This window comes from Selenomonas sp. oral taxon 892 str. F0426 (assembly GCF_000468035.1).
Lineage (GTDB): Bacteria > Bacillota > Negativicutes > Selenomonadales > Selenomonadaceae > Centipeda.
In genome coordinates this window covers 13,251-34,110 of record NZ_KI260515.1, presented here as the reverse complement: position 1 = coordinate 34,110, position 20,860 = coordinate 13,251, and the positions used below count along the sequence as shown (strand labels likewise).

Annotated in this window: 16 protein-coding genes, 1 pseudogene and 1 riboswitch; of the genes and pseudogenes, 6 read left to right on the top strand and 11 right to left on the bottom strand. The window is 54.5% G+C overall.

Translation table 11 applies throughout. From position 1 onward, the window contains the following. Positions 1 to 2,953 (bottom strand): annotated as a pseudogene (locus HMPREF1992_RS00685) (hypothetical protein); the annotation flags it as partial. 15 nt (positions 2,954 to 2,968) lie between these two features. After that, positions 2,969 to 5,449: a TonB-dependent receptor gene (locus tag HMPREF1992_RS00680; RefSeq protein WP_021683872.1), complete on the bottom strand. Its 2,481-nt coding sequence runs from the start codon at positions 5,447 to 5,449 to the stop codon at positions 2,969 to 2,971. A 251-nt stretch (positions 5,450 to 5,700) separates the two neighbouring features. After that, positions 5,701 to 6,040: riboswitch (cobalamin riboswitch) on the bottom strand. Positions 6,041 to 6,227: 187 nt separating this feature from the next. On the opposite strand from HMPREF1992_RS00680, the gene HMPREF1992_RS00675 reads away from it, so the two are divergent. After that, positions 6,228 to 7,328: a hypothetical protein gene (locus HMPREF1992_RS00675; RefSeq protein WP_081689281.1), complete on the top strand. Its 1,101-nt coding sequence runs from the start codon at positions 6,228 to 6,230 to the stop codon at positions 7,326 to 7,328. Positions 7,329 to 7,383: 55 nt separating this feature from the next. Here HMPREF1992_RS00675 and HMPREF1992_RS00670 read toward each other — a convergent pair whose 3' ends face one another. The 4 genes from HMPREF1992_RS00670 to HMPREF1992_RS00655 all read right to left on the bottom strand — a co-directional run bounded on the left by HMPREF1992_RS00670 (position 7,384) and on the right by HMPREF1992_RS00655 (position 11,619). Further along, a complete protein-coding gene (locus tag HMPREF1992_RS00670) occupies positions 7,384 to 8,859 on the bottom strand; it encodes an MATE family efflux transporter (protein WP_037357802.1) in 1,476 nt (491 codons plus the stop codon). 84 nt (positions 8,860 to 8,943) lie between these two features. Then, positions 8,944 to 9,768 (bottom strand): MetQ/NlpA family ABC transporter substrate-binding protein, encoded by an 825-nt coding sequence (locus HMPREF1992_RS00665; protein WP_037357796.1) that lies wholly within the window; start codon positions 9,766 to 9,768, stop codon positions 8,944 to 8,946. Between the two features lie 176 nt (positions 9,769 to 9,944). Then, positions 9,945 to 10,598 carry a methionine ABC transporter permease gene (locus tag HMPREF1992_RS00660; protein ID WP_037357793.1) on the bottom strand — a complete coding sequence of 218 codons (654 nt, stop codon included), beginning with the start codon at positions 10,596 to 10,598 and terminating at the stop codon, positions 9,945 to 9,947. Beyond that, positions 10,567 to 11,619, bottom strand: a complete 1,053-nt coding sequence (locus HMPREF1992_RS00655) for a methionine ABC transporter ATP-binding protein (RefSeq protein ID WP_021683865.1) — start codon at positions 11,617 to 11,619, stop codon at positions 10,567 to 10,569. The genes HMPREF1992_RS00660 and HMPREF1992_RS00655 overlap by 32 nt, the downstream gene beginning before the upstream one ends. Positions 11,620 to 11,913: 294 nt before the next feature. Between HMPREF1992_RS00655 and HMPREF1992_RS00650 the strand changes: the two genes are divergently transcribed. From HMPREF1992_RS00650 to HMPREF1992_RS00640, 3 genes are all read left to right on the top strand, one after another. Further along, positions 11,914 to 12,480 carry a DUF3793 family protein gene (locus tag HMPREF1992_RS00650; protein WP_037357790.1) on the top strand — a complete coding sequence of 189 codons (567 nt, stop codon included), beginning with the start codon at positions 11,914 to 11,916 and terminating at the stop codon, positions 12,478 to 12,480. 38 nt (positions 12,481 to 12,518) lie between these two features. Beyond that, complete coding sequence (locus HMPREF1992_RS00645; RefSeq protein WP_021683863.1) at positions 12,519 to 12,953, top strand: flavodoxin domain-containing protein; 435 nt, start codon at positions 12,519 to 12,521, stop codon at positions 12,951 to 12,953. Between the two features lie 221 nt (positions 12,954 to 13,174). Further along, positions 13,175 to 14,092 (top strand): hypothetical protein, encoded by a 918-nt coding sequence (locus HMPREF1992_RS00640; RefSeq protein ID WP_021683861.1) that lies wholly within the window; start codon positions 13,175 to 13,177, stop codon positions 14,090 to 14,092. 82 nt (positions 14,093 to 14,174) lie between these two features. On the opposite strand, the gene HMPREF1992_RS00635 is transcribed toward HMPREF1992_RS00640, so the two are convergent. Genes HMPREF1992_RS00635 through HMPREF1992_RS00625 form a run of 3 tightly spaced genes read right to left on the bottom strand, consistent with a single transcriptional unit; the run spans position 14,175 to position 16,853 of the window. Then, positions 14,175 to 15,485 (bottom strand): glucosaminidase domain-containing protein, encoded by a 1,311-nt coding sequence (locus HMPREF1992_RS00635; protein ID WP_037357787.1) that lies wholly within the window; start codon positions 15,483 to 15,485, stop codon positions 14,175 to 14,177. Between the two features lie 10 nt (positions 15,486 to 15,495). Beyond that, positions 15,496 to 16,272 carry a class I SAM-dependent methyltransferase gene (locus HMPREF1992_RS00630; protein WP_021683859.1) on the bottom strand — a complete coding sequence of 259 codons (777 nt, stop codon included), beginning with the start codon at positions 16,270 to 16,272 and terminating at the stop codon, positions 15,496 to 15,498. After that, positions 16,269 to 16,853, bottom strand: coding sequence for an HD family hydrolase (locus HMPREF1992_RS00625; protein ID WP_037357784.1), 585 nt, complete (start codon positions 16,851 to 16,853; stop codon positions 16,269 to 16,271). Before HMPREF1992_RS00625 ends, HMPREF1992_RS00630 begins: the two co-directional genes overlap by 4 nt. Before the next feature lie 164 nt (positions 16,854 to 17,017). Here HMPREF1992_RS00625 and pheA point away from each other — a divergent pair, with 164 nt between their 5' ends. Together pheA and aroF are read left to right on the top strand one after the other, a co-directional pair. Then, positions 17,018 to 17,875 (top strand): prephenate dehydratase, encoded by an 858-nt coding sequence (gene pheA, locus HMPREF1992_RS00620; RefSeq protein ID WP_037357799.1) that lies wholly within the window; start codon positions 17,018 to 17,020, stop codon positions 17,873 to 17,875. Between the two features lie 15 nt (positions 17,876 to 17,890). Next, entirely contained in the window at positions 17,891 to 18,925 is a 1,035-nt protein-coding gene (gene aroF / locus HMPREF1992_RS00615; RefSeq protein WP_021683856.1) for a 3-deoxy-7-phosphoheptulonate synthase, read from the top strand. 68 nt (positions 18,926 to 18,993) lie between these two features. Here aroF and HMPREF1992_RS00610 read toward each other — a convergent pair whose 3' ends face one another. Both HMPREF1992_RS00610 and pyk read right to left on the bottom strand, forming a co-directional pair. Further along, a complete protein-coding gene (locus HMPREF1992_RS00610) occupies positions 18,994 to 19,365 on the bottom strand; it encodes a RidA family protein (protein WP_021683855.1) in 372 nt (123 codons plus the stop codon). 72 nt (positions 19,366 to 19,437) lie between these two features. Beyond that, positions 19,438 to 20,853, bottom strand: a complete 1,416-nt coding sequence (gene pyk, locus HMPREF1992_RS00605) for a pyruvate kinase (protein WP_021683854.1) — start codon at positions 20,851 to 20,853, stop codon at positions 19,438 to 19,440. Positions 20,854 to 20,860: the final 7 nt, after the last annotated feature.

Here is a 20,860-nt window from a genome sequence, read left to right as displayed (position 1 = left end):
GTGTATCCGGCTTCGGCGTATCCGGCTTCGGTGTGTCCGGCTTCGGTGTATCCGGGGTGTATTGCCCCTGTCCACTTTCGCTGCGGAATGTGATCGGAGCGAGCTTCAGTGTTGCCGAGGAAGAGACAAGACCTTCTGCGATTTCTGCCTTACCTGAGAGGTTGCGCTCTCCCGTTGTATACGCCGTATAGTAGAGCTTGTTTGCCAGTGCATTCAGTGTCGCATTCACGAGGCTCTTGTCCTCTGCCTTTGTTGATTCCGTATTGAGCCCTGCGTTGTGCGTGGAGAGGGTGATGCCGCTGTTCTCTGCTGCCTTTGCAATGCGGATGTCGCCGCCCTTCATCACGGTCGGTGCCGCAGCATCATGTTCGTAGACAACCTTCGTATGCCCGCTGTAATTGTCGATCGCAATTTCTTGGGCGTTCTTCTGGAAGATGAAGCTACGTGACGACTCTGCTGCGCCGCCGTAGAAGTTCGTAATGCGGCTCTTGGGAATATATTTGCCGTCTGTGAGAGTGCCCGCACCGATGTCCTCGTTATCCTGATAGTAGCGCTCATTGCGTCCCTCATTCAGCCATTTTGCGCCGTTTTGCAGATAGAGATTTGCCGTACCGCCGTTATCAACGAGACCGTGCAGGTAGGAGTTATTTGTCGCAAGTGCGACATCGAGTTGTCCTGTGGGCAGGGCAAAGAGATCGCCGTCAAGCTGGACGTCTGCAATTTGTGCACCTTTCTTGTTGTTGGCAATCTTTGCGCCGTCCTCACCCATATTCATAGAAATGCTGCCTTGGTAGGCCGCAAGGGCATAATAGCTATATTTCGTCCCTGCAGGAACCTGAATATGTCCGCCTCCCGCAATATATATTTTGCTGTCTTTGGCATTTGCGGTTGCGCCATTGCCATAGACCGTCATGTCGGCATTTCCATTTATTCCTTTTACATTATTGCCGGCAATGATAATCTCGCTCTTTTCAACTTGCGTGAGGAGTCCCGCATTGTTGAATCGGGAAAAAACATTTTCGCGATTGAGTGGGATGCCCCACTCGTCTGTGCGTGTACCAGCTATTTTTAAATCGCCGTTGATGCGGATTTTTGATACATGAGTTGCCTCGTAGGATTTTTCGCCCAAACGATCGCTTTTTTGGATAGCAACACCATTCCCGCCTAGGCCACCTGACATCGAGATATTGGTCGAGGCATTGACCGTAAGCGTGGCTTCCTTATCTTTTTGTGCGTCAAGGTGAATCGCATTGGTCAAAGAATTGCCGCCCGGGAGTCCTTTTGTAATGATGTTGACCTCGCTCGCTGTTACGGTAACGTTTGTTCCTTTTCCAGCATAGATTCCGGTCGGATTGCCGACTGTGTTCTCTACCTGCAGGTGCAAAGGATTCTTGCGTGCGCTGATGTTAAGGCGGTTTCCATTTGATCCAGAGATAGCCGCAATAACATTGGTGTGTGGATCTCCAAGCAGGTCCTTTCCAATACTTACCACTGTACTGTTGGTAAAGCTGTGGCGATCCGTAATGGGGGCTGTAATATCCGCATTTGTTTTCCAAATGGCTTTAGCATTCTCCTCTGCGGCGGTCGTTCCTCCGCCCAGTTCCGCAGGAAGAGTCATCACAACGGAGGCGATATTGCCGGAGACCCAGTCCGGATCAATCATTGTGACCTTGTTGAAGCGCTCATAGTTCTTCGATGCAAAGTCTTTTGCCTTCCATTGATACTTTGCTGTTTTATCGCCGTCGGTGTAGACGCTCAGTGCATCGCCCAGCTCGAGCCAGAGACGTTTCGTGTAGTATTCGGCGTTGAGCTTGCCGAACCAGCCTTCCTGAGACTCGACCGAAGCAAGGGACTGCCAGTCCTCCGGATGCTCAGACATTAGGTTGGATATCGTTGTCTGATAGACGTGTGCATCGATTTTGCTGCCGGATGGACTCAGATTGTAGGTCATGACATAAGCCGTACCGTTTGGCAGCACTTTGAGATCACGCATATCCTCGCCTGTGGCTTTGACGTGATCCGGCAGGACTGCACGGCGCTGCTCTGTGCCTACCAGCTTTCCGCCCTCACCGAGCTTGGCGATGCTGATGGCTGTATGTTTCTTGTTGCCGGTTCCGTCGTAGTGCTGATAGCCGCCGATGCAGGAGACCAGGATCTGATCATTGAACTTGTTGAGTCGTCCCTGGTCGATGTTGCGGCTGATGCGGGTGTAACTGCCGAACTTTAGACTGCCGTCGCTTTGGATCTCATACTGCATGAGGAAACCATCGTCATAGGGGTCATAGCCGCCGTTCGGATTGACGGAGGTTGCCACATACAGATTCTTCCCGTCAACGAGCAATGCTTCGCCGTGTACCTGTGCTTTCGTGGGGTCACCAACATGGTGTGTACCGTCGTCGAGGTTTTCAAAGGATTCATTGAAGTTATAGCCGCAGTACTGTTTGATGTCGTTCTTTAGATTGACTACGGCGGCTGACTTTTCTTGGATCAGCTTGCCCTGCTGCTGGAAAACACCAATCTGTCCGAGATCATATCCAGTGAGATATATATACTCGTCGTTTGCGGCTGCAGCATGTGCATTCGGGACGGATGGACTCATCCCTTCAGCCTCGATGGATGCCGCTCCTGAGGTGTTTGGATCCAAGATTTTGTTGGCTTTTAGGTCTGTTGTGCTATACGTGTACTGGCGCAAGAAAACCTTGCTTTTACCTTGTTGATGAAAATTAAATGAGGCAGGATCTCCACCAAGGCCTTTTACAACACCCTTATGAGGCGCAGCGTCGACCTCTGTTGTGACACGTGAGCCGGTGATGGTACCAATCTCGCTGCGTGCATAGTTGGATGGTACGGCAGAGACCAGTTCCGCTGCACTCGCGGTCGAGGCACAGAGAAGACCTGTCACTACCAGCGTGCTCAGCTGAAGACATTGCCGCTTGTTGAAATTTGCTTTCATGATGAAATCTCCTTCCTAGAATTCGTAACGGAATGATGCATAATAGGTGCGTCCCTGAAGTGGATACTCTATATTTACATCTGAGGGCTCACTGCCGAATTCTTGCTCGCTGAATACGGTTGCTTTTGGTCCTCGGTTAAAGATGTCGTTACACCCAAGAGTGAGGGTCATATCCTTTTTCGGAGACCATTTCAGTCCGAGGTTGACGGTCGTCAGAGGTGCCGTTGGACGTCCGTCAAAATTTGGGGCACCTTCATCAATCATATAATGTGTGTAGTACCTCGAAATGTAATGGAGATCAGTGAAGAAAGACCAGCGCTCCGTTGGACGATAGGTGAAACGGGCATTTCCCTCCCATTTCGGTTGGTAGGTTGGATGTACCTCGAACCAGGTGTAATGGAGGCCGGGAGAGGAGTTCTGTCGCTGCGTTGCGATATTGAGATAGGTTCCTTCAAGATCAAAGTCGAACTTCCTCCAGTGGAAATTTGTTTGCAGCTCAAATCCATGTGCTTGACCTCGGACATCGTTGAAATAGGAGCTGTAGTTAAGCCCCGCACGATAGAGCTGCAGCATACGTTCCGAATTGCGCCAGAAATAGGTGAGCGTTGTTCGATTATCAGCACCCAGAGCTTTTCCATCCCAGATGGCGCTGAGATCGAACTGCTTGCCATACTCCGGCTGTGGGAACTTTGCACCGCTCCCCTTATAGTCGATCGGTGATGGCAGGATGCCTGCACCATCGCCTGCAATCTCATACATGTTGAGCAAGCGGAAGTAGGTGCCGCCCGTCATGCGCATGGTGAAGTGATCGTTAAACTCCTTTTTGAGTGCAAGCTGCCACGTTACCTTGGCATCGACCTGATCGTCCTTCGGATGCACCCAATGGTATGTTTTTCTGGGGTCAAAACGCCCAAATCGGCTGTATCCTGTGATTTTTGAGCGATTGTAGCGGATGGCAGGGGTCAGCTGCCAGGAACTTTTCTTATCGAGCGTGATCGTATCCTGCACCTGCAGGTTGAAGATATCCTGATCATATTGATCGCGCATCTGTGCCCAGAGATTCCCAATGCTGGCTTGTACATCGTCGATGACTTTATCAAGCCCGTCACCGCGGATATTCATGCGCTCGTGCGAGTAGTTCATCTGGAAATCAAGCATATTGCGCTTGCCAAGCTGATAGGTGCCGTCCAGCTGTATATTGTATTTGTTTGAGCGGTAACGGCTCCACTCACGCATGGGGATCAAAATCTGTTTTTTCAACGCGTCGTTTACGTGTTCGGCGCGGTAGTCCTTGCTCTGGTTCAGGTAGTCGATCATCCATCCCCATTCAAAACGCTTGCCGAGATAGCGTCGTTGTACGAGAAGTTCGGCAGCCTTGAGGTTCTGATGCCGGCTGTCGTACTTATACATATCCTTCCAATCAGCGAACATGCCGGGGTCAATCAGACTGTCAATACCGTCTGTTAGGACCCAGAGGCTGTCCGGCAGATGGCGGTTGACTACTTTATATGTACCTTTGATCATCCAGTCATCGTTTTGCCACTTGAGCAGGAGATCGGTGTTCTTAAAGTCGTTGTATTTCCGCCAGCGTCGTGAGTCGCTCGCCGCATCGGCACGCTGCTGGTATGGCCTGAGCGTATTTTTATCATTGTTGACCTGGGTTTGCCATGCGTTTGCACCGTGAACGGCATCGTAGGAGGCTCGCTCCGTCGGAGTCATGGCCTCAAACTGATTGATCCTGTTTCGTATTTGCGTATAAAGCCGTCCCGTTGTGTGATTGGTAAACCACTGCTCCGCCGCATAGCTGCGGTAGGGGAAATCCCCGTCCCGCTGCTCGTGATTGAGTCCGAAGAGGAGGCTGCCGCTGCCGACGGGGGCTGTGATCTCGACGGATGCCTTTTTTCCGCCGAACGAGCTCGGCCCGATCTCGGCAGAGCCGTGTGCCCCCGTCGGCTTCTTTGTCACGACGTTGATGACGCCGCCAATGAAGGTACCTGCAAAGCGTGCGGGGATGTAGCCGCGATATACCTCAATGCGCTCGACGTTGCTCACTGGGATCGTAGAGATATCAACTGCTGCGTCGCCGCCGAGGTTCGTCAGCACACCGTCTACGAAGACGCCGACCTGTGCCGCCGTTGAACCGCGCACGGTCACCGTCGTGTACTGTCCCTTGCCGTTGACCTCGCGCACATGGACGCCCGGCACCATTTTGAGGAAGTCAGGCAGGGTCTTTTGTTCCCCCTTGAACTCCTCGGGACGAATGACGGTCACAGTACCGGGGGAGAGGATCTCCTCCCATGCAGGCCGTTTCGCCTCTACGGTAATGTCGGGCGTTGTGTATTGGCTGGACGATGCGGTAACCTGCTCGCCATCCACGGCGGAGCTCGGCGCAGACACCGTCTCTGCAGCTGCTGTCGCAGGGGGACACAGTGCGCCCGCAAGGAGCATCCACAGGACACCCGCGACAAGATGCTTCTGTTTCCTTTTCTCAGACATGAAAGAGCCTCCATTCTCTTTGAAAAAACAGTATTAAAAGTCTTTTTGAAAAATATAGACAATAAGTCCTATATGATCACTTCTTTCTCATGAAAAAATCCGTCTGCGACCAAGATTGGTTCAGACGGATCGCTTTTTGAGAAAAGAAAAACCGGCATATGAAATACAGCCGGAGATGCTTTGTCATCAAGTATCGACAAAATCCCCTACCCATCGCTCGCAGGTACCGGCCTCTGAAATCCGCAAAGACCGACGGTGATGTTGAAATAGGTAAGTATCCTGGCTTGGTGTCATCGTCTGCACGCGCCTTCCCAGATTGCTCCAGTGACATTATTGTGTGCAGGCTCTTCCTTACAGTGGCGGGACCGCTTCGGCTTCGAGGAGTCGCTGATAAACTCAGCACCGCCATCTTAGCACATCTTTTTCGCCCTCTCTGCGTCGACAAATCCTCCACATAGCCTTTGCTATGCGTCCGGTTTGTCTCCTTGACAGGTCAAAAAATCTGTACCAATTTGGCGGACTTCATTTTATCAGTGACTCCTCACCGAATTCCAGATTAAGTCTCTCGACGCCTATTTCCTCTATATGCAATTTTTATCTTTATATTAATACCTATTATATGATTTTGTCAATAAGAGAATACGATTTATATAGAATTTATTCAAATGAAAATACAGCAAGAATTCGGTTAAGGGATTTATCGGAGGGCGTTGCATGGAAGGAAACTTCAATGCTATAATGACAGCGTTTGAATTTTATGCGAAGGGAGGGCGTAGTGATGCCGATGGATGAGTTTGCATGGCGCGTACGCTTGGCGCGGCGACGCAGGGCACACGAGCGAAAGTTTAAGCTTGCGGCGGCTTTGATCGTTCTGACAATCGCGGTGATCGCGTGGTATCTCGTTTACTACATTCAACGGCCCGAATACGCACTCCAGGAGGCGGCTGCGGCGCTTGAGCAGCACGATCTCGAGGGCTTTCAGAGGCGTGTGAATCTTGCAGCTCTCACGGATGCAGGATATGATGATCTCACTTATGTCCTGTTTGCCCGCGATACGAGTCTCAAGGAGGCTGAACGGACCGCCTCCGGCAAGTTTTATCAGAGTATCAAGGGGAGCGTTACTGCAGGCCTGACAGATACGATAGAGACTGCCGTTCAGAAGAACGTATGGATGGATCCTGAGGGAGTGAATGAACTCAAGGGACGTCAGCTCGGCATTGACTACGAATACCTGATGGAGTGCAGTCATCTGCGCGATACAGAACTTTTGGCTGTTGGGGAGGTCGCACGTGACGGAAGTGCTGCTGTTGCGACCGTTACTGTCCGTGATGGCGGAACGAGCCTCGAGTTCCCGCTGCAGCTGCGAATGGAAAAGGGAGATACGGGCTGGCAGATTGTGCGCGTCGCAAATTATCGTGCCTATCTTGAGGCCGTACAGACGGCTTCTGCTGCCGATGTCTCACGATACATCGAGGCGACGCGACCCATTGTCGACCGCTATAACGGCGTCTTTCGATCATCGCAGCGTGAGTTCCGCAATCTTACCGAAACAGAACGCAGCACCTATACGATCGAGTATCGCAAGGCGCTCATTCGCCTCCTACAGGATGATGTGATCCCTGTGCTGAAAAAATATCAGCGCGAGCTCGATGCCGTCGAGATCCCGCACGGCGCGGCTTATCTCGCCGCCCAGAGAAAGGCGGCGACCGAGGCGTCGATTGCCTCCTATGAGAGCTTTGTGAGAGGGCTTGATACAGGCCTTCCTGAGGAATTCGCCCGTGCCGAGACCCTGCACAAACAGGCACTGACCTATGATCTGCGCGTCGGAGACATGATCCGCCGCGGTGCTGTGAACGCCGAGACACCAGCAACGCCGTAATCGTTGCAAGAAAAAGTCTTATCATACGCACCCTGCGTGTGATAAGACTTTTTTCTTATGCGCTGATTTTCCGTGCTGTACGGCACAGCTCACGTTTGCATCCGAGATAGAGCAGCGTTCCCATAACAAGGAAGCTGACGTTGTATGCGTTGTAGACGATGTGCATGGAGTGGATGCCGACGAGATCCCATGCCCAGCACCACACAACACGGAAGAGGCAATAGGCGGCAAGTGCGGTCATCATTGGGTAGAGAGTGTTGCCGAGTCCGCGCATCGCACCAATGTAGACTTGGTTGATGCCGTAAAGGAAGTAAAATGGGAAGGTGTAGCAGACAGCATCGAGTGCATTCTCTACGACAGCGGGGTCATCGGTAAAGAGAAGGACGAGCGTCGGAGCAGAGAGCCCTGCGACGAGTGCCATACCCATCGCGCCGAATGCAGCGAGGCGTAGGCTTGTGCCAAGCCCCGCACGCACGCGCGCGATGTCGTGTGCGCCGACATTCTGCCCGATGAAGCTCGTGAGGGCGATGCCGAACGCAAAGAGCGGGTAGTAGAGGAATCCTTCGATGCGTGCGTAGACGGTCATGCCCGCCATCGCCGCATAGCCGAATGTGTTGATGTAGGTCTGAATGACAAGAGAGGAGATGCTCATAAAGACTGCTTGGAGACCGGCGGGAATACTCGTGCCAAGGATGGGCGTGAGGTGATTTGGCACAAAGAAGGGGCGGGCGAGGCGAAACTGCCATGCACCGTGGAGGTGGAGGATTTTGCGCAGGGCGAGCAGTGCCGCCGCATACTGTGCGGCGACGGTGGCAAGTGCCGCACCCGCGATGCCGCAGGGGATGATGAAGAGAAGGAGAATATCGAGTGCGATGTTGAACACGACGGCAGCGGCAAGGTAGTGGAGGGCACTTGTCGTATTGCCAAGCGCACGCAGGATCGCGCTCGCGGTATTGTATAGGAGCTGCGCAAGCATCCCGCCGAGGGTGATGCGCAGGTAGGTGCTTGCTGTCGGAATGAGTTCTGCGGGGGTCGAGAGTGCTGCAAGCAGCTGCGGGGTGAGCAGGATGCCCGCAGCAGTGAGGCAGACGGCAAATGCAAGGACGGTGACAAAGATGCTCTGCACAAGTGCGCTCAGGCGCGTATAGTCCTTTTCTCCATAGAGATTGGAAACAAGGACGGAGAGTCCCGCCGAGAAGCCGATGAAGAAGTTGATGCAGACGGAGAGTATGAGGCTCGCTGTGCCGACGGCCGCAAGCGCCTCTGCGCCGAGTGCCTGCCCGATGAGGGCGGTGTCCGCGATGGTGTAGAACTGTTGGAGCAGCTGCGAGAGCAGGATGGGCAGCATGAAAATGAGCAGCTGCCGAACGATCGGCCCACGGGTAAAATCCTGCTGATCGGCACTGTGGAAGAGCAGGACGTGCAGGTGGTGCATATTGTGATGGAGAAAGTCGTAGGTGAGTGGGTTGCGTATGCCATAGATCCGCTCGCGGCGTTTGAGTGCGTAAAGTTTGCTGAGAATCTTATTCATAATGAGATATTTTATCACATCGTTCCTGAGAAGGAAATAAAAAAGAGACTGCTTGCAGCAGCCTCCCATTTACGCAATCATTCCTCAGAATGCAGGGATGATCGCGCCTTTGTATTTCTCGTTGATGAAGTTCTTGACTGCCTCGGAGTGGAGCGCCTTCATGAGCGCCTGAATCTCGGGGCGTTTCTCATCGCCCTCACGGACGACGAGGATGTTCACGTACGGAGAGGTCTTGTCCTCCATGAAGAGGGCGTCGCGCGTCGGTACGAGATCCGCCTGCATTGCCCAGTTCGTGTTGATGACGGAGATGTCCACATCGTCGAGCGTACGCGGCAGCTGCGGTGCCTCGATCTCCTTGAAGTTCAGCTTCTTCGGGTTGTCGACGACATCCTGCACGGTCGCGGCTGCACCGACGCCGTCCTTGAGCTTGAGGAGTCCTGCGCGCTCGAGGAGAAGCAGGGCACGTCCGCCGTTCGTGGGATCGCTCGGGATGGAGACCTGTGCGCCGTCTTTGAGTTCGTTGATGTTCTTGATCTTGTGCGAGTAAATACCCATCGGCTCGACGTGGACGCCGAGGACGTTCACGAGCTTCAACTCGGGATGCTCGGTGACGAAGTTCTTGAGATACGGCTCATGCTGGAAGAAGTTTGCGTCGATCTCCTTGTCGTTCGTCGCGAGATTCGGCTGCACGTAGTCGTTGAATTCGACGATCTCGAGCTTGACGCCTTCCTTTTCAAGCTCAGGTTTGATAACCTCGAGAATTTCGGCGTGCGGTACGGGGGACGCACCGACTTTGACGACTTTCTCTGCCTTTGCGTCGGAGCCGCCGCTGCTCTTGTCCGCGCCGCCGCCGCAGCCGATGAGGGCAAGCGTCGTGACTGCGAGTACGAGTGTGAGTAGTTTCTTCATAAAAACCTCCTTCTCTGTAATACGCACCCAATGCAAACACCCCTTACGTAAGTGATCGTGTGCTTGCATACTCATATGAACGAAAGGAATCTGTCCGAACATACCGTACACTGGACTCACTTGCTCCACTAGGGGGCTCTTTTTGGCATCGTATTACCAATGAACAATAATAAAATCTATCTCTTATCAAGCCGTGCTGCGAGGTGGTTGCCTGCAAACTGCACGAGCTGGACGAGAACGATGAGAATGACGACAGTCGCAATCATGATATCGGGACGGAACCTCTGATAGCCGTAGCGGATTGCGAGGTCGCCGAGACCGCCGCCGCCGATCGCACCTGCCATGGCTGACTCACCGACGAGAGCAATGATGACTGTCGTGAGCTGGCTGACGATACCGGGCATCGACTCGGGGAGCAGTACGCGTGTGATGATCTGCATCGGTGTCGCCCCCATCGCGAGTGCTGCCTCGATGAGTCCGTGCGGCACCTCGCGCAGCGAGGTCTCCACCTGACGTCCGATGAAGGGGACGGAGGCGATGACGAGCGGTACCATTGCCGCTGTCGTACCGATGGCAGAGCCAACGATGAAACGCGTCAGCGGGATGATTGCAACCATCAGGATGATGAACGGGATGGAGCGCACGGCATTGACGACGGCTCCGACTGTGCGGTTGACCATCGGCGCATCAAGGATTTCTCCCTTGTTCGTGACGTGCAGGAGAACGCCGAGTGGTATGCCGATGGCGGTTGAGATTGCCATGCTGACAATGACCATGTAGATGGTTTCACCCAGTGCCTTAGAGAGGAGCGGCATCATTTCGGCGGACATAGCCGATCACCTCCTGTTTCAAATGCTGCGCAGAGAGATACGAGATGGCCGATTCGATCACAGCACGTTCACCGCGTATCCCAATGATCATGCGGCCAAACGGCATCTCCTTGATCTGGTCGAGAGTTCCAAAGAGCATTGTGACCTCGATGTCTGGGAAGAGACGGATCATATCTGCGAGGACAGGATCGTCCGCTCGCTCGCCGAGGAAGGTGAGGCGCAGCAGCATGTAACTGTCGCGGCTCGGATGATCCTCGATCGGGTTGCCGCGAAATGCCGTCGGCAGCTCATTTGAGAGCAGTACGCTGATGAACTCTTTTGTGATCGGCTCGCACGGCGCGGTGAAGACATCCACCACATCACCTTCTTCGGCGATGACACCGCCGTTGAGGACTGCGACTCGATCACAAATGTCCTTGATGACCTGCATCTCGTGGGTGATGACGACGACGGTCAGACCCATGCGGCGGTTGATATCGCGGATGAGAGCAAGGATGGACTTCGTCGTCTGCGGATCGAGCGCGGATGTTGCTTCGTCACAGAGGAGCACCTTTGGATCATTTGCGAGAGCCCGCGCGATGCCGACGCGCTGTTTTTGCCCGCCGGAGAGCTGACTCGGATAGGCCTCCGCCTTGTCTGCGAGGCCAACGAGTGTGAGCAGCTCCGTCACTTTTGGTTTGATTTCGCCCGCAGATTTCCCCGCGAGTTTCAGCGGAAAGGCGACATTATCATAGACCGTTGCAGAGGAGAGCAGATTGAAATGCTGGAAAATCATGCCGATATGGCGGCGTTCCTCTCGCAGCTCGTGCTCACTCATCTTCATCAGGTCGCGTCCGTCAATGAGTACCTCACCGCTCGTCGGACACTCAAGCATATTGATGCAGCGAATGAGCGTAGACTTGCCCGCTCCCGAGAGCCCGATAATGCCGTAGATGCTGCCTCGCTCGATGGAGAGATCAATGTCGCGCAGAGCATGGATGTCTCCATCATATGTTTTAATAATATTTTTCAGATGTATCATAGACTGGCTTCCTTTGGCTGTAATATACCTTGACAAACGTAGCACAGACGAGGCGCTTTGTCAATGTTTTCAAGCACAGGTGGGCAGGGCCCGCACGTAATTCTTCCTATGAGAAATAGAAAAGATTCTGTTGTCACTGATGGAAATCTCCGCTATAATAGGAGCAGACCATAGCATAATACTCTCCTCTGTGAGAAAATCTATTGCTAATGAGAATCGTTTGCTGTATAATGAATTACCAGACGAATTTTCGGGGGCGTTTTACTGCGCCTTGAGGCAGAGGGAGATATTACGATGCGTTGTCCAGATTTCGAGCATTTGCTCGGTTATCACGCTGCACCCATGCTTGCGGGTCTGACGGCAGGAAGTCTTCTATCCTTCCAAAAGAGTCGCTTTCAGGATTTTGATGCACTGCTCGCGTCCTATGAGCCGTGTTTTTCCTGCAAAGGAATCTCGACGTTCCGCGTAGCTGAGGGGGAGGAGTACGTCCTCATTCTATTTTATCGGGCAGAACTTGTAGCGCGTGCTCTTGCGGTGCCCGCAGCACAGGATCTTTTGTGCGAGGCGGGGTATCGCATTACCGACAGCATGGAGGAGCGGCTCGAGTTCCTGCGCCTTAGGATGCGTGTGCGTAAGACACTTCCTCCGGAGGTGGGCCTTTTTCTCGGCTATCCGCCTGAGGATGTGCGAGGCTTCATCACGCGGCGCGGGCAGGACTTTGTCTGCAGTGGATACTGGAAGGTCTATACGAACGAGACCGAGGCACGGGCACTCTTTGAGCAGTACTCGGTCTGTACACAGGAGTTCTGTACACGGCTTGAGGCAGGAAGCCCTCTTGCCGAGTTGGTGCAGGCAGTATAGGGAGAACTCTCCCACGTTTCTTATGAGGAGGATTTTACATGGCAAAGGTAGCAGTTGTGTACTGGTCCGGTACGGGCAACACAGAGAAGATGGCAGGAGCTGTCACTGAGGGCGCACAGGGCGCAGGAGCTGAGGCAGAACTCTTCGAGGTAGACAGCTTCTCCGTCGATCAGATTGACAACTTTGACGGTCTCGCACTCGGCTGCCCCTCGATGGGCGCTGAGGAACTCGAGGAGGGGTCGTATGAGCCGTTCTTTGCAGGCGCTGTCGACAGCGGCAAGCTCTCCGGCAAGCCTGTTGTTCTCTTTGGCTCGTGGGGCTGGGGAGCAGGCGCATGGATGGAGACCTGGTCCGAGCGCACGACAGCCGCTGGTGCAAAGCTCGTCAATACGTTCATCGTCGAAAATGAGCCGGATGCAGAGGGCATTCAGGGCAGCAAGGATCTCGGTGCAGAGCTCGTTAGAGCACTCTGATCCTGCCTGGCGATACAGTCATATCAAAGAGTCGTTTCGCGCGGGGCGGCTCTTTTTTATGTCTTGCGTGTTTACTGGAAAATGGAATCTCATCTTGAAAATTATCTGTGTGGATTTTAGCAGGAATTTTGGGAGGATGCAGAGAATTTATTAGAGGTATATTTTTGCCGTAAAATCGCCTTGTGCGTTTGATCATGATAAAGGGAAAGGGATGATGATTGATGGGAAATGAGGCTGCGGCAGTCGCCGCGGAGTCTGTGGGTTTCATTCACCCCATGATGGCGGACGTGATGACGATACTCTCGTTCGTTCTCGTAGTGGCGAGTGTTGCAATCGCTGGTGTCGCGACGCATTATGCATGGCGGCAGACAGGCGGCACAGTCGATGTGATCGAGGGACATGTCTCTTGGCTGCGCACTGAAGCAGAGCGGCTTTCGGCGGAGATTCAGGCATCCGTTGCAAAGGATAGTCAGACGGCGATCCAGGTTGCTGCACTCAAAGATCAGGTGCAGGGATTTGATGCGCGCCTTCAGGAGCTCGAGGAACAGGCAAAGCAGTTTGCTGCGGACATCGATGAGCTGAAGACGCGCCCCGCAGCGGCACCTCTGCCAGAGCCGGAACCGGAACCAGAGCCCGTGCCGGAGCCGGAGCCCGAACCGGAGCCGGAACCGGAGGAGGATATCGATCTGGATGCACTGCTCGAGAGCAAGCCTATCTGGCAGGATCTTCTCGATGATTATCACGCCATGCGCGAGACATTTTCGCCAGAGCGTGGGGCGGAGCTCTGTCAGCCGATCATTGACAAATATAGTCTGCACCTTCTCATCTGCTCGGATCATGCTGCCGTCGAGAACGGCAAGGCTATGCCGAAATTCGAGACCGTCGAGGATGTCAACGAGGCGACATTCTGGGCCTATGATATCCCAGGTCAGCCGGGGGATTACGCTGTCATACCGAGTCCGATGTTCCCGTACGATCAGAAAATGCACGAAGAAGCCGGCATGAAAGAGACATTTGCTGCACGCTATGAGGTGGGTAAGAGCTATGACAAGCTCAGCGTTGATATGCCTGCATTATTCTCTCAGAAGAAGGATAAGTGGAACATCGAGCAGCCAGGCCTCCTAAAGCTTGAAGAGTAATATGTGACTTTATAAAAAAGCCGCTCCGAGCAAGAGCCTCGCAGCGGCTTTTTTGTGTTGTGAAGAAAACGAGATAGGAGCGCTATTTGGTTTCTTTTTTCGTGCTGAGTTGTTCCTTATTTTTCTTGTGTTTCTTGTCGCTGACTTCCTTCAGACACGCCTGCAGGAGAATTTGGTTGACGAGAATGTCGGTGTTTGCGGGGGCGATGGCAGAACCATCTGCGAGGGCTTTCCATGCGCCCGCATAGTCCTTTGTATGAATGAAGGCGACGGCGAGGGGACTGTAGATGTCCGCGTTATTAGGGGATCGACGGATGGCATCTTGAAGGACTTTGGCTGCCTTTGTGGGATTGTTCTCGGCGAGGAGTATGAGTCCGTAGTTATAGAGGGCGTCGGCGTCGCTGGGCGCGACTTTGAGGTAGGCCTCATAGGCGCGGTGTGCTTCCTTTACGTCCCCCGCGCCTGCGTGGGCGAGTGCAATGCCGAGGTAGGGTTCGGTGCGCTTCGTATTCCTTTTCTGTGCGGCCTTGAAGTCGTTCAACGCCTCGGTGTATGCATTGCGATGGAGGTAGACGAGTCCGCGATAGATGTAGCCCTCGGCGTCGCCCGCCTGCATGATGTGGGCATTCGCGGCGCGCAGGGCAGCATCAGAACCGTCAGGCGTGCGTGCGGTGTCACGAATGATGAGGATCTCCTGTCCATAGTTTTTGCCGGGGACGGCCCAGACACCGTTGAGTTGAGTCCAATTTGTCAGCTTTCCGTAGATATCGGGGCGATTCGTGCGGATGAGTTCATAGCGCGGGTCGACGATGGGCTTCGTCGGGCGCTCTTTGCGGCTATAGGCGAGGAGATGCTGGATATGCGCGCGCGCCCCCGTGCGTATGTCGGGGAAGGAGAGTCCCTTTGCGCCGTTTCCCGTGGCACCGAGTCCACAAAAATTGTTTTGCTTCCAGTCCACATCGCCGCCGTAGGCAAAGAAGCCTGTCTCTTTGAAGGCCTGTGCGAGAGCGACATCGGGACGCACGCCCTCGTGCTCCGCTTCTTCGTAGTAGGCGTGTACGAGTTCTTCGGGTGTGCCTGTGAGTTTCGGCTTCGGGTTGCGGCGCAGGAGGTAGGTGAGCATCTGCTCCTCGGTCGCTGTCGCCTCGCCGGCAATCGTGACATCCGTCGGCTCTGCTGTGGGCATCGCTAGGATGTTGGGGTTCGGTGCAGGCAATATAAAATGCAACGCGGAGACAAGTCCTGCGTCGACCGCCATGCCCTGCGGGATTGTGGCAGGAAATGAGGGGCGCGGGATGGATGCAGGTGCTTCTGTTGTCCCTGCGTATGTAGGCGCACAGAGAAGTGTGACTGCCGCGAGTGCGATGGGGATGGACTTGATGAACACAGGCATTTTCCTTTCGTTATTTCGTTCCATAGAGCATCCCAACGCCGCGCAGCATGAAGCGAAGGAGGAGCGGCATGGGGATGTTTCGCTCTGTATTTGGGATGTAGGAGATATCAGAGATCCCTTTCTCTCTTAGATAGAGGAGGAACTCGTCCATGTTGCCGTACATGTCCTTGTTGCCATAGGTGTCATGCAGAGCGAAGGCACCACCCTTTTTCACCACACGCAGTGTCTCCTCAACGAGCATAAATTTGTCCTTCTGCGTGCGCACTTCATGAAAGACAAAGTTGCTGACAACTGCATCGAAATGATTGTCGGGGAAGTCGAGCTTTGCTGCATCTCCATGCTGAAAAACACAGCGTTCTGCGACGCCCTCAGCGGCGGCGTTCGACTCGCACTGCTGCTGTCCGTAGTTCCACATGGGCGGCCAGTAGTCGATGCCATGCACCTTGGCGAGAGGGAAGCGCTTCGCCATAGCGATACTGAGAGCACCTGAGCCACAGCCAACATCGAGTGCTTTGCCGCGCCCGTCCCACGGGAGCTGATCGAGCAGATAGCTGTGAATGCGGCGCATGAGTCCGCCCCCCTCGAAGGAGAAGACCGTGCGGCAGTAGTACATATAGAGGGTGACAAGTGTTGCAAGACCGGCGAGGATGGCGAGGATGAAAAATGGCGCTGTTACGCGGTCGAATACGACTGCGTAGAGAACGGTGAGCACGTAGAATGCTGCTGCGATAGCGGTGAGGAGTTTCATCATCGGGGTAGAAATCCAGTTGCCGTAGTTCGTTTTCATATTGTAGTCTCCTTTTTTTGGTTCAGCGATGAGATGACATCATCAACCTCGATGTTTATCTGTGTACGCAGGGTTCTGAGTGCAGGGGAGAAAGCCGCCTCCTGCAGACCATAGGAGCGCTGGAGGTCGTATTCGAGCGGCAGCCATGTCGCAGGATCTCCCTCGTTATGTGTGATGACAGCCTCCATCCGATCGAGTGCGCGGATGAGCTTTGCCTCCTGCGTCTCGCATGCATCCATTTCATCAAAGAGGCTGCGTATCTCATCGTGATAGGGGGCAGGGAGCCCCGCGATCCATTCATCGCGCAGTGCATGCTCGCGTGTGCGGTCGGCAGCTGTTTTTTCGAAGGTCGGTATGTCGCCGGTAAAGACCTCACCAATGTCGTGCAGCAGCGCCATGAGGAGGACGCGCCAAAGATCGGCGCGCGGAAACTCATCGTGCATGAAGTATGCCATGAGGGCCAGCCGCCAGCTATGTTCGGCGACGCTCTCCTGGCGCCCTGACTTCATCCAGGCGTGACGCGTGCGTTCCTTGAGTCCGGCGATACAGTGGACGATAGCGAGATATTCTTTTGGGGACATAACGGCTCCTTTTTCCTTAGGAATTTTTTCCATTATAACACAGGTACGCGGCAAGGGGAATGTGTCTGAAATGAAAGTGCTTCGCATTGCCCTTGTCAATGGCGCGTGCATATAGTATAGTAGATGACCATAGGAATGGGAGATTCCTATAGGGAGGAATGCGTGTGAGAGAAAAAATGGGCGTGCTCGGTCCCGCCGGGACGCACAGTGAGGCGGCTGCGCTTTACCTCATAGAGTGGCAGCGGCTCGATCGTGAGATCGTGTGCTTCGGTGACATTGGCGAATGCCTGCATGCGGTGGAGACGGGGGCGGTGGACTCCGCCTTTGTACCAGTCGAGAATTCGCTCGAGGGGGCGATCACCGTGACGATGGATGCCCTTGCCCATTCGGATACGCTGCGTGTGCGGCGGGAGATCATCTGGCCTGTGCACAACTATCTCATGGCACAGCATGCGGATGTGGAGATCCGCTCTGTCTACTCGCACGCGCAGCCCATTGCACAGTGTCGGGACTTTCTTCGACGGCATTGTCCGCAGGCCGAAATCATAAAGACGACGAGTACGGCACGTGCGGCAGAGCTTGTTGCTGCGGCTCCTCTCGATGCGGGGGCGGCTGCAATCTGTACACGCCATGCCGGTGAACTGAATGGTCTCACCCTGATTGCAGGAAAGATTGAGGATCGCGGATCAAACTGTACGCGCTTCTTTGAGGTTGTGCGCGATGGGACTGTGTCGGCTCCTGTGCAGCAGCCTGACACAGTTCTCCTCGTCTGTCAGATCGATGGATCGCGAGCAGGAGCGCTCTATGATGTGCTCGGTGAGTTTGCACGCCGCGCGGTGAACCTCACGCGGATTGAGTCACGTCCTGCACGGACGGAACTTGGCGCGTATATTTTCTTTTTCGATCTCGATGCACACAGTCCTGCAGAGAGCATACGCGGATCTATAGATGCCGTCGCCGAAAAGAGCATCTGGCTCAAGGTGCTCGGCGTTTTCCCCGTACATATGGCACATAACGAATAGAAAAGGAGCAATACCATGGTTGTCATTATGAATTCGGATGCCACACAGGCAGATATTGAGGGGGTCATTCGTGCCATCGAGGAGAAGGGGCTCGAGGCGAAAGTGATGGAGGGCGCCCATCAAAAGATTGTTGGCGTTATCGGCGATAAGACGAAGCTCGCTGCGACCCCTCTGGACGCTATGCACGGCGTTGAGACGACCGTTGCCATCTCCAAGAGCTACAAGCTCGCCAGCCGTGAGTTCCATCCGGCACCGACGGTCATCGATATCCGCGGCGTGAAGATCGGTGATGGTACGCCCGTTGTGATGTCAGGTCCCTGTGCGGTGGAGTCACGCGAGCAGCTGATGGAGACGGCGGAGATTATCAAGGCAGGCGGCGCTCAATTCATCCGCGGCGGTGCGTACAAGCCGCGCACCTCGCCGTACGCATTCCAGGGTCTTGAGGAGGAGGGGCTGAAATATCTCGCCGAGGCACGTGAGAAGACAGGGCTCGCCGTTGTCACTGAGGTGACAGTCGTCGAGGCAGTGGATACGGTTGCGGCATATGCGGACCTCCTCCAGATCGGTGCACGCAACATGCAGAACTTCGGGCTCCTCAAGGCGGTCGGCCGCGCGGGAAAACCTGTCATGCTTAAACGCGGCCTTGCTGCGACGATCGATGAGTGGCTGAATGCTGCCGAGTACATCATGAACGAGGGCAACCCGAATGTCATCCTCTGTGAGCGCGGCATCCGTACGTATGAGACGTATACGCGCAATACGTTTGATATCAGTGCGATCGCCGCGATCAAGCATCTCTCTCATCTGCCGATCATTGCTGACCCGAGCCACGGCACGGGCAAGTGGCGTATGATCAAGCCGATGTCTCTCGCCTCCATTGCGGCGGGGGCAGATGGCCTCATCATCGAGGTGCACCCGAATCCTGCACGTGCGCTCTCGGATGGTCCGCAGTCGCTCACGCCGGAGAACTATATGGATCTGATGAAGGGGGTCCAGAAACTCAGCCGCTTCATGAAGGATGAGGCGATCGAGCCGATGGTGATGGGCTGATACAAGCAATAAAAAACGGGACGATTCGTATGGATCGTCCCGTTTGCATTTGGGCAGCGGTAGATGTATCAGATCTCGGCAATGACCTCAATCTCGCAGAGTGCACCTGCGGGCAGCGCCTTTGCAGCGACGCAGGAGCGGGCAGGTTTGCCCGTAAAGTGGCGCGCATACACCTCGTTGAATGCGGCAAAGTCTCCCATGTCTGCAAGGAAGCAGGTTGTCTTGACTACATGTGTGAGATCGGAACCCGCAGCAGCGAGGACAGCGGCGAGGTTCTTGCAGACCTGCTCTGCCTGTTCGCCGATCGTTGTGCCTGTAATCTTGCCGGCGATGGGATCGATGCCGATCTGACCCGATGTGTAGATGAGATTGCCGACCCGCATTGCCTGACTATAGGGACCGAGAGCGGCGGGGGCGTGATCAGAGTGAATTGTCTCCATATGAAAAACCTCCTGATGAAAAAGGAAGCCGTCTTGTATACAGGCGGCTTCCTTTCATTTTATAAAATCTGCTTATGCAATCGTTGTGACGCGGACAGCGACGGAGCCGCCCTCGTTGTAGGTCATGCCGGCGACCATGACGACCTTGTCGCCCTGTGCGACGTAGCCGTGCGAGAGTGCGCCGCGTGTGCAGGACTCAATCATGTCCTCGACGTTCGTCCACTTGCGGCCCTGGATGGAGTAGACACCCCAACGCAGGTTGATGTGACGTGCAACCATAGGGTTCGGAGCATACGCGACGATGGTTGCTTTCGGACGATACTTTGATACAACACGTGTTGTGTAGCCGGATTGCGTCGGTGTCAGGATCGCGGCGGCGCTTGTCTCGTAAGCAAGCTGTACGGTCGCGTGTGAGACAGCATCGGTCACTGAGGAGCGCTCACGAATGCTGCGCGCGCGGATGATCGAGTCGTATTCAAGAGACTGCTCCATGCGCAGGGCAATCGTGCTCATCATCTTGACCGCCTCGACGGGGTAGTCTCCGCTTGCGGTCTCACCCGAGAGCATGATGGCATCCGCGCCGTCGAAGATGGCGTTGCCGACATCTGAGACCTCTGCGCGTGTCGGACGCGGATTCGTCGTCATGGACTCGAGCATCTGCGTGGCAACAATGACAGGCTTGCCGACGGCATTGCACTTACGGATGATTTCCTTTTGGATGACAGGAACATCTTCTGCTGGAACCTCGACACCAAGATCCCCTCGTGCGACCATGATGCCGTCCGAAACCGCGAGAATCTCGTCAAAGTTGTTGACGCCGGCGAGATTTTCGATCTTCGGGATGATCTCCATATGACCGCCGTGCTTTGCGATCAGATTGCGAATCTCCTCAACGTCTGACGGGCGCTGGATGAAGGATGCAGCCACGAAATCCATGTCGTTCTGAATGCCGAAAACAATGTCGCGCTCATCCTGCTCTGAGATCGCCGGCAGACTAAGCTCGATGCCCGGTGCCGCAACGCGTTTGCGTGTGGACATCGGTCCTGAGTTCTGAATCGTTGTGACGATGTCCTTGCCGCGGATCTCATCGACGACAAGCCCAACGAGACCGTCAGAGAGGAGCAGTGTGTCGCCCGGTTTTACCTCGTTGTAGAGGTTCTTGTGGTTGACGCTGACGTGTGTGGCATCGCCTGGCGTGTCATCGTAGGTCAGCGTGAACTGCTTGCCCTTTTCGAGCTGGACCTTTCCCTCGGCAAACTCGCCGAGACGCATCTCCGGCCCCTTCGTATCAAGGATCAGAGAGATGACCTTCCCTGAGCGATCCGCCGCCTCCCGCACCTTGTTGATGCGTACGAGGTGCTCGTCATGTGACCCATGAGAGAAGTTGAAACGAGCGCAGTTCATCCCGTTTTCGATGAGAGCGTCGACGATTCCCTCGGGATCCGTTGACGGACCCTGTGTGCATATGATTTTCGTCTTTTTCAGCATATCATAT

What these genes read in the sequence shown, in the direction of transcription:
- HMPREF1992_RS00680 (WP_021683872.1), bottom strand. Translation starts at nt 5,449, where the DNA reads ATGTCTGAGAAAAGGAAACAGAAGCATCTTGTCGCGGGTGTCCTGTGG.
- HMPREF1992_RS00675 (WP_081689281.1), top strand. Translation starts at nt 6,228, where the DNA reads ATGCCGATGGATGAGTTTGCATGGCGCGTACGCTTGGCGCGGCGACGC.
- HMPREF1992_RS00670 (WP_037357802.1), bottom strand. Translation starts at nt 8,859, where the DNA reads ATGAATAAGATTCTCAGCAAACTTTACGCACTCAAACGCCGCGAGCGG.
- HMPREF1992_RS00665 (WP_037357796.1), bottom strand. Translation starts at nt 9,768, where the DNA reads ATGAAGAAACTACTCACACTCGTACTCGCAGTCACGACGCTTGCCCTC.
- HMPREF1992_RS00660 (WP_037357793.1), bottom strand. Translation starts at nt 10,598, where the DNA reads ATGTCCGCCGAAATGATGCCGCTCCTCTCTAAGGCACTGGGTGAAACC.
- HMPREF1992_RS00655 (WP_021683865.1), bottom strand. Translation starts at nt 11,619, where the DNA reads ATGATACATCTGAAAAATATTATTAAAACATATGATGGAGACATCCAT.
- HMPREF1992_RS00650 (WP_037357790.1), top strand. Translation starts at nt 11,914, where the DNA reads ATGCGTTGTCCAGATTTCGAGCATTTGCTCGGTTATCACGCTGCACCC.
- HMPREF1992_RS00645 (WP_021683863.1), top strand. Translation starts at nt 12,519, where the DNA reads ATGGCAAAGGTAGCAGTTGTGTACTGGTCCGGTACGGGCAACACAGAG.
- HMPREF1992_RS00640 (WP_021683861.1), top strand. Translation starts at nt 13,175, where the DNA reads ATGGGAAATGAGGCTGCGGCAGTCGCCGCGGAGTCTGTGGGTTTCATT.
- HMPREF1992_RS00635 (WP_037357787.1), bottom strand. Translation starts at nt 15,485, where the DNA reads ATGCCTGTGTTCATCAAGTCCATCCCCATCGCACTCGCGGCAGTCACA.
- HMPREF1992_RS00630 (WP_021683859.1), bottom strand. Translation starts at nt 16,272, where the DNA reads ATGAAAACGAACTACGGCAACTGGATTTCTACCCCGATGATGAAACTC.
- HMPREF1992_RS00625 (WP_037357784.1), bottom strand. Translation starts at nt 16,853, where the DNA reads ATGTCCCCAAAAGAATATCTCGCTATCGTCCACTGTATCGCCGGACTC.
- aroF (WP_021683856.1), top strand. Translation starts at nt 17,891, where the DNA reads ATGGTTGTCATTATGAATTCGGATGCCACACAGGCAGATATTGAGGGG.
- HMPREF1992_RS00610 (WP_021683855.1), bottom strand. Translation starts at nt 19,365, where the DNA reads ATGGAGACAATTCACTCTGATCACGCCCCCGCCGCTCTCGGTCCCTAT.
- pyk (WP_021683854.1), bottom strand. Translation starts at nt 20,853, where the DNA reads ATGCTGAAAAAGACGAAAATCATATGCACACAGGGTCCGTCAACGGAT.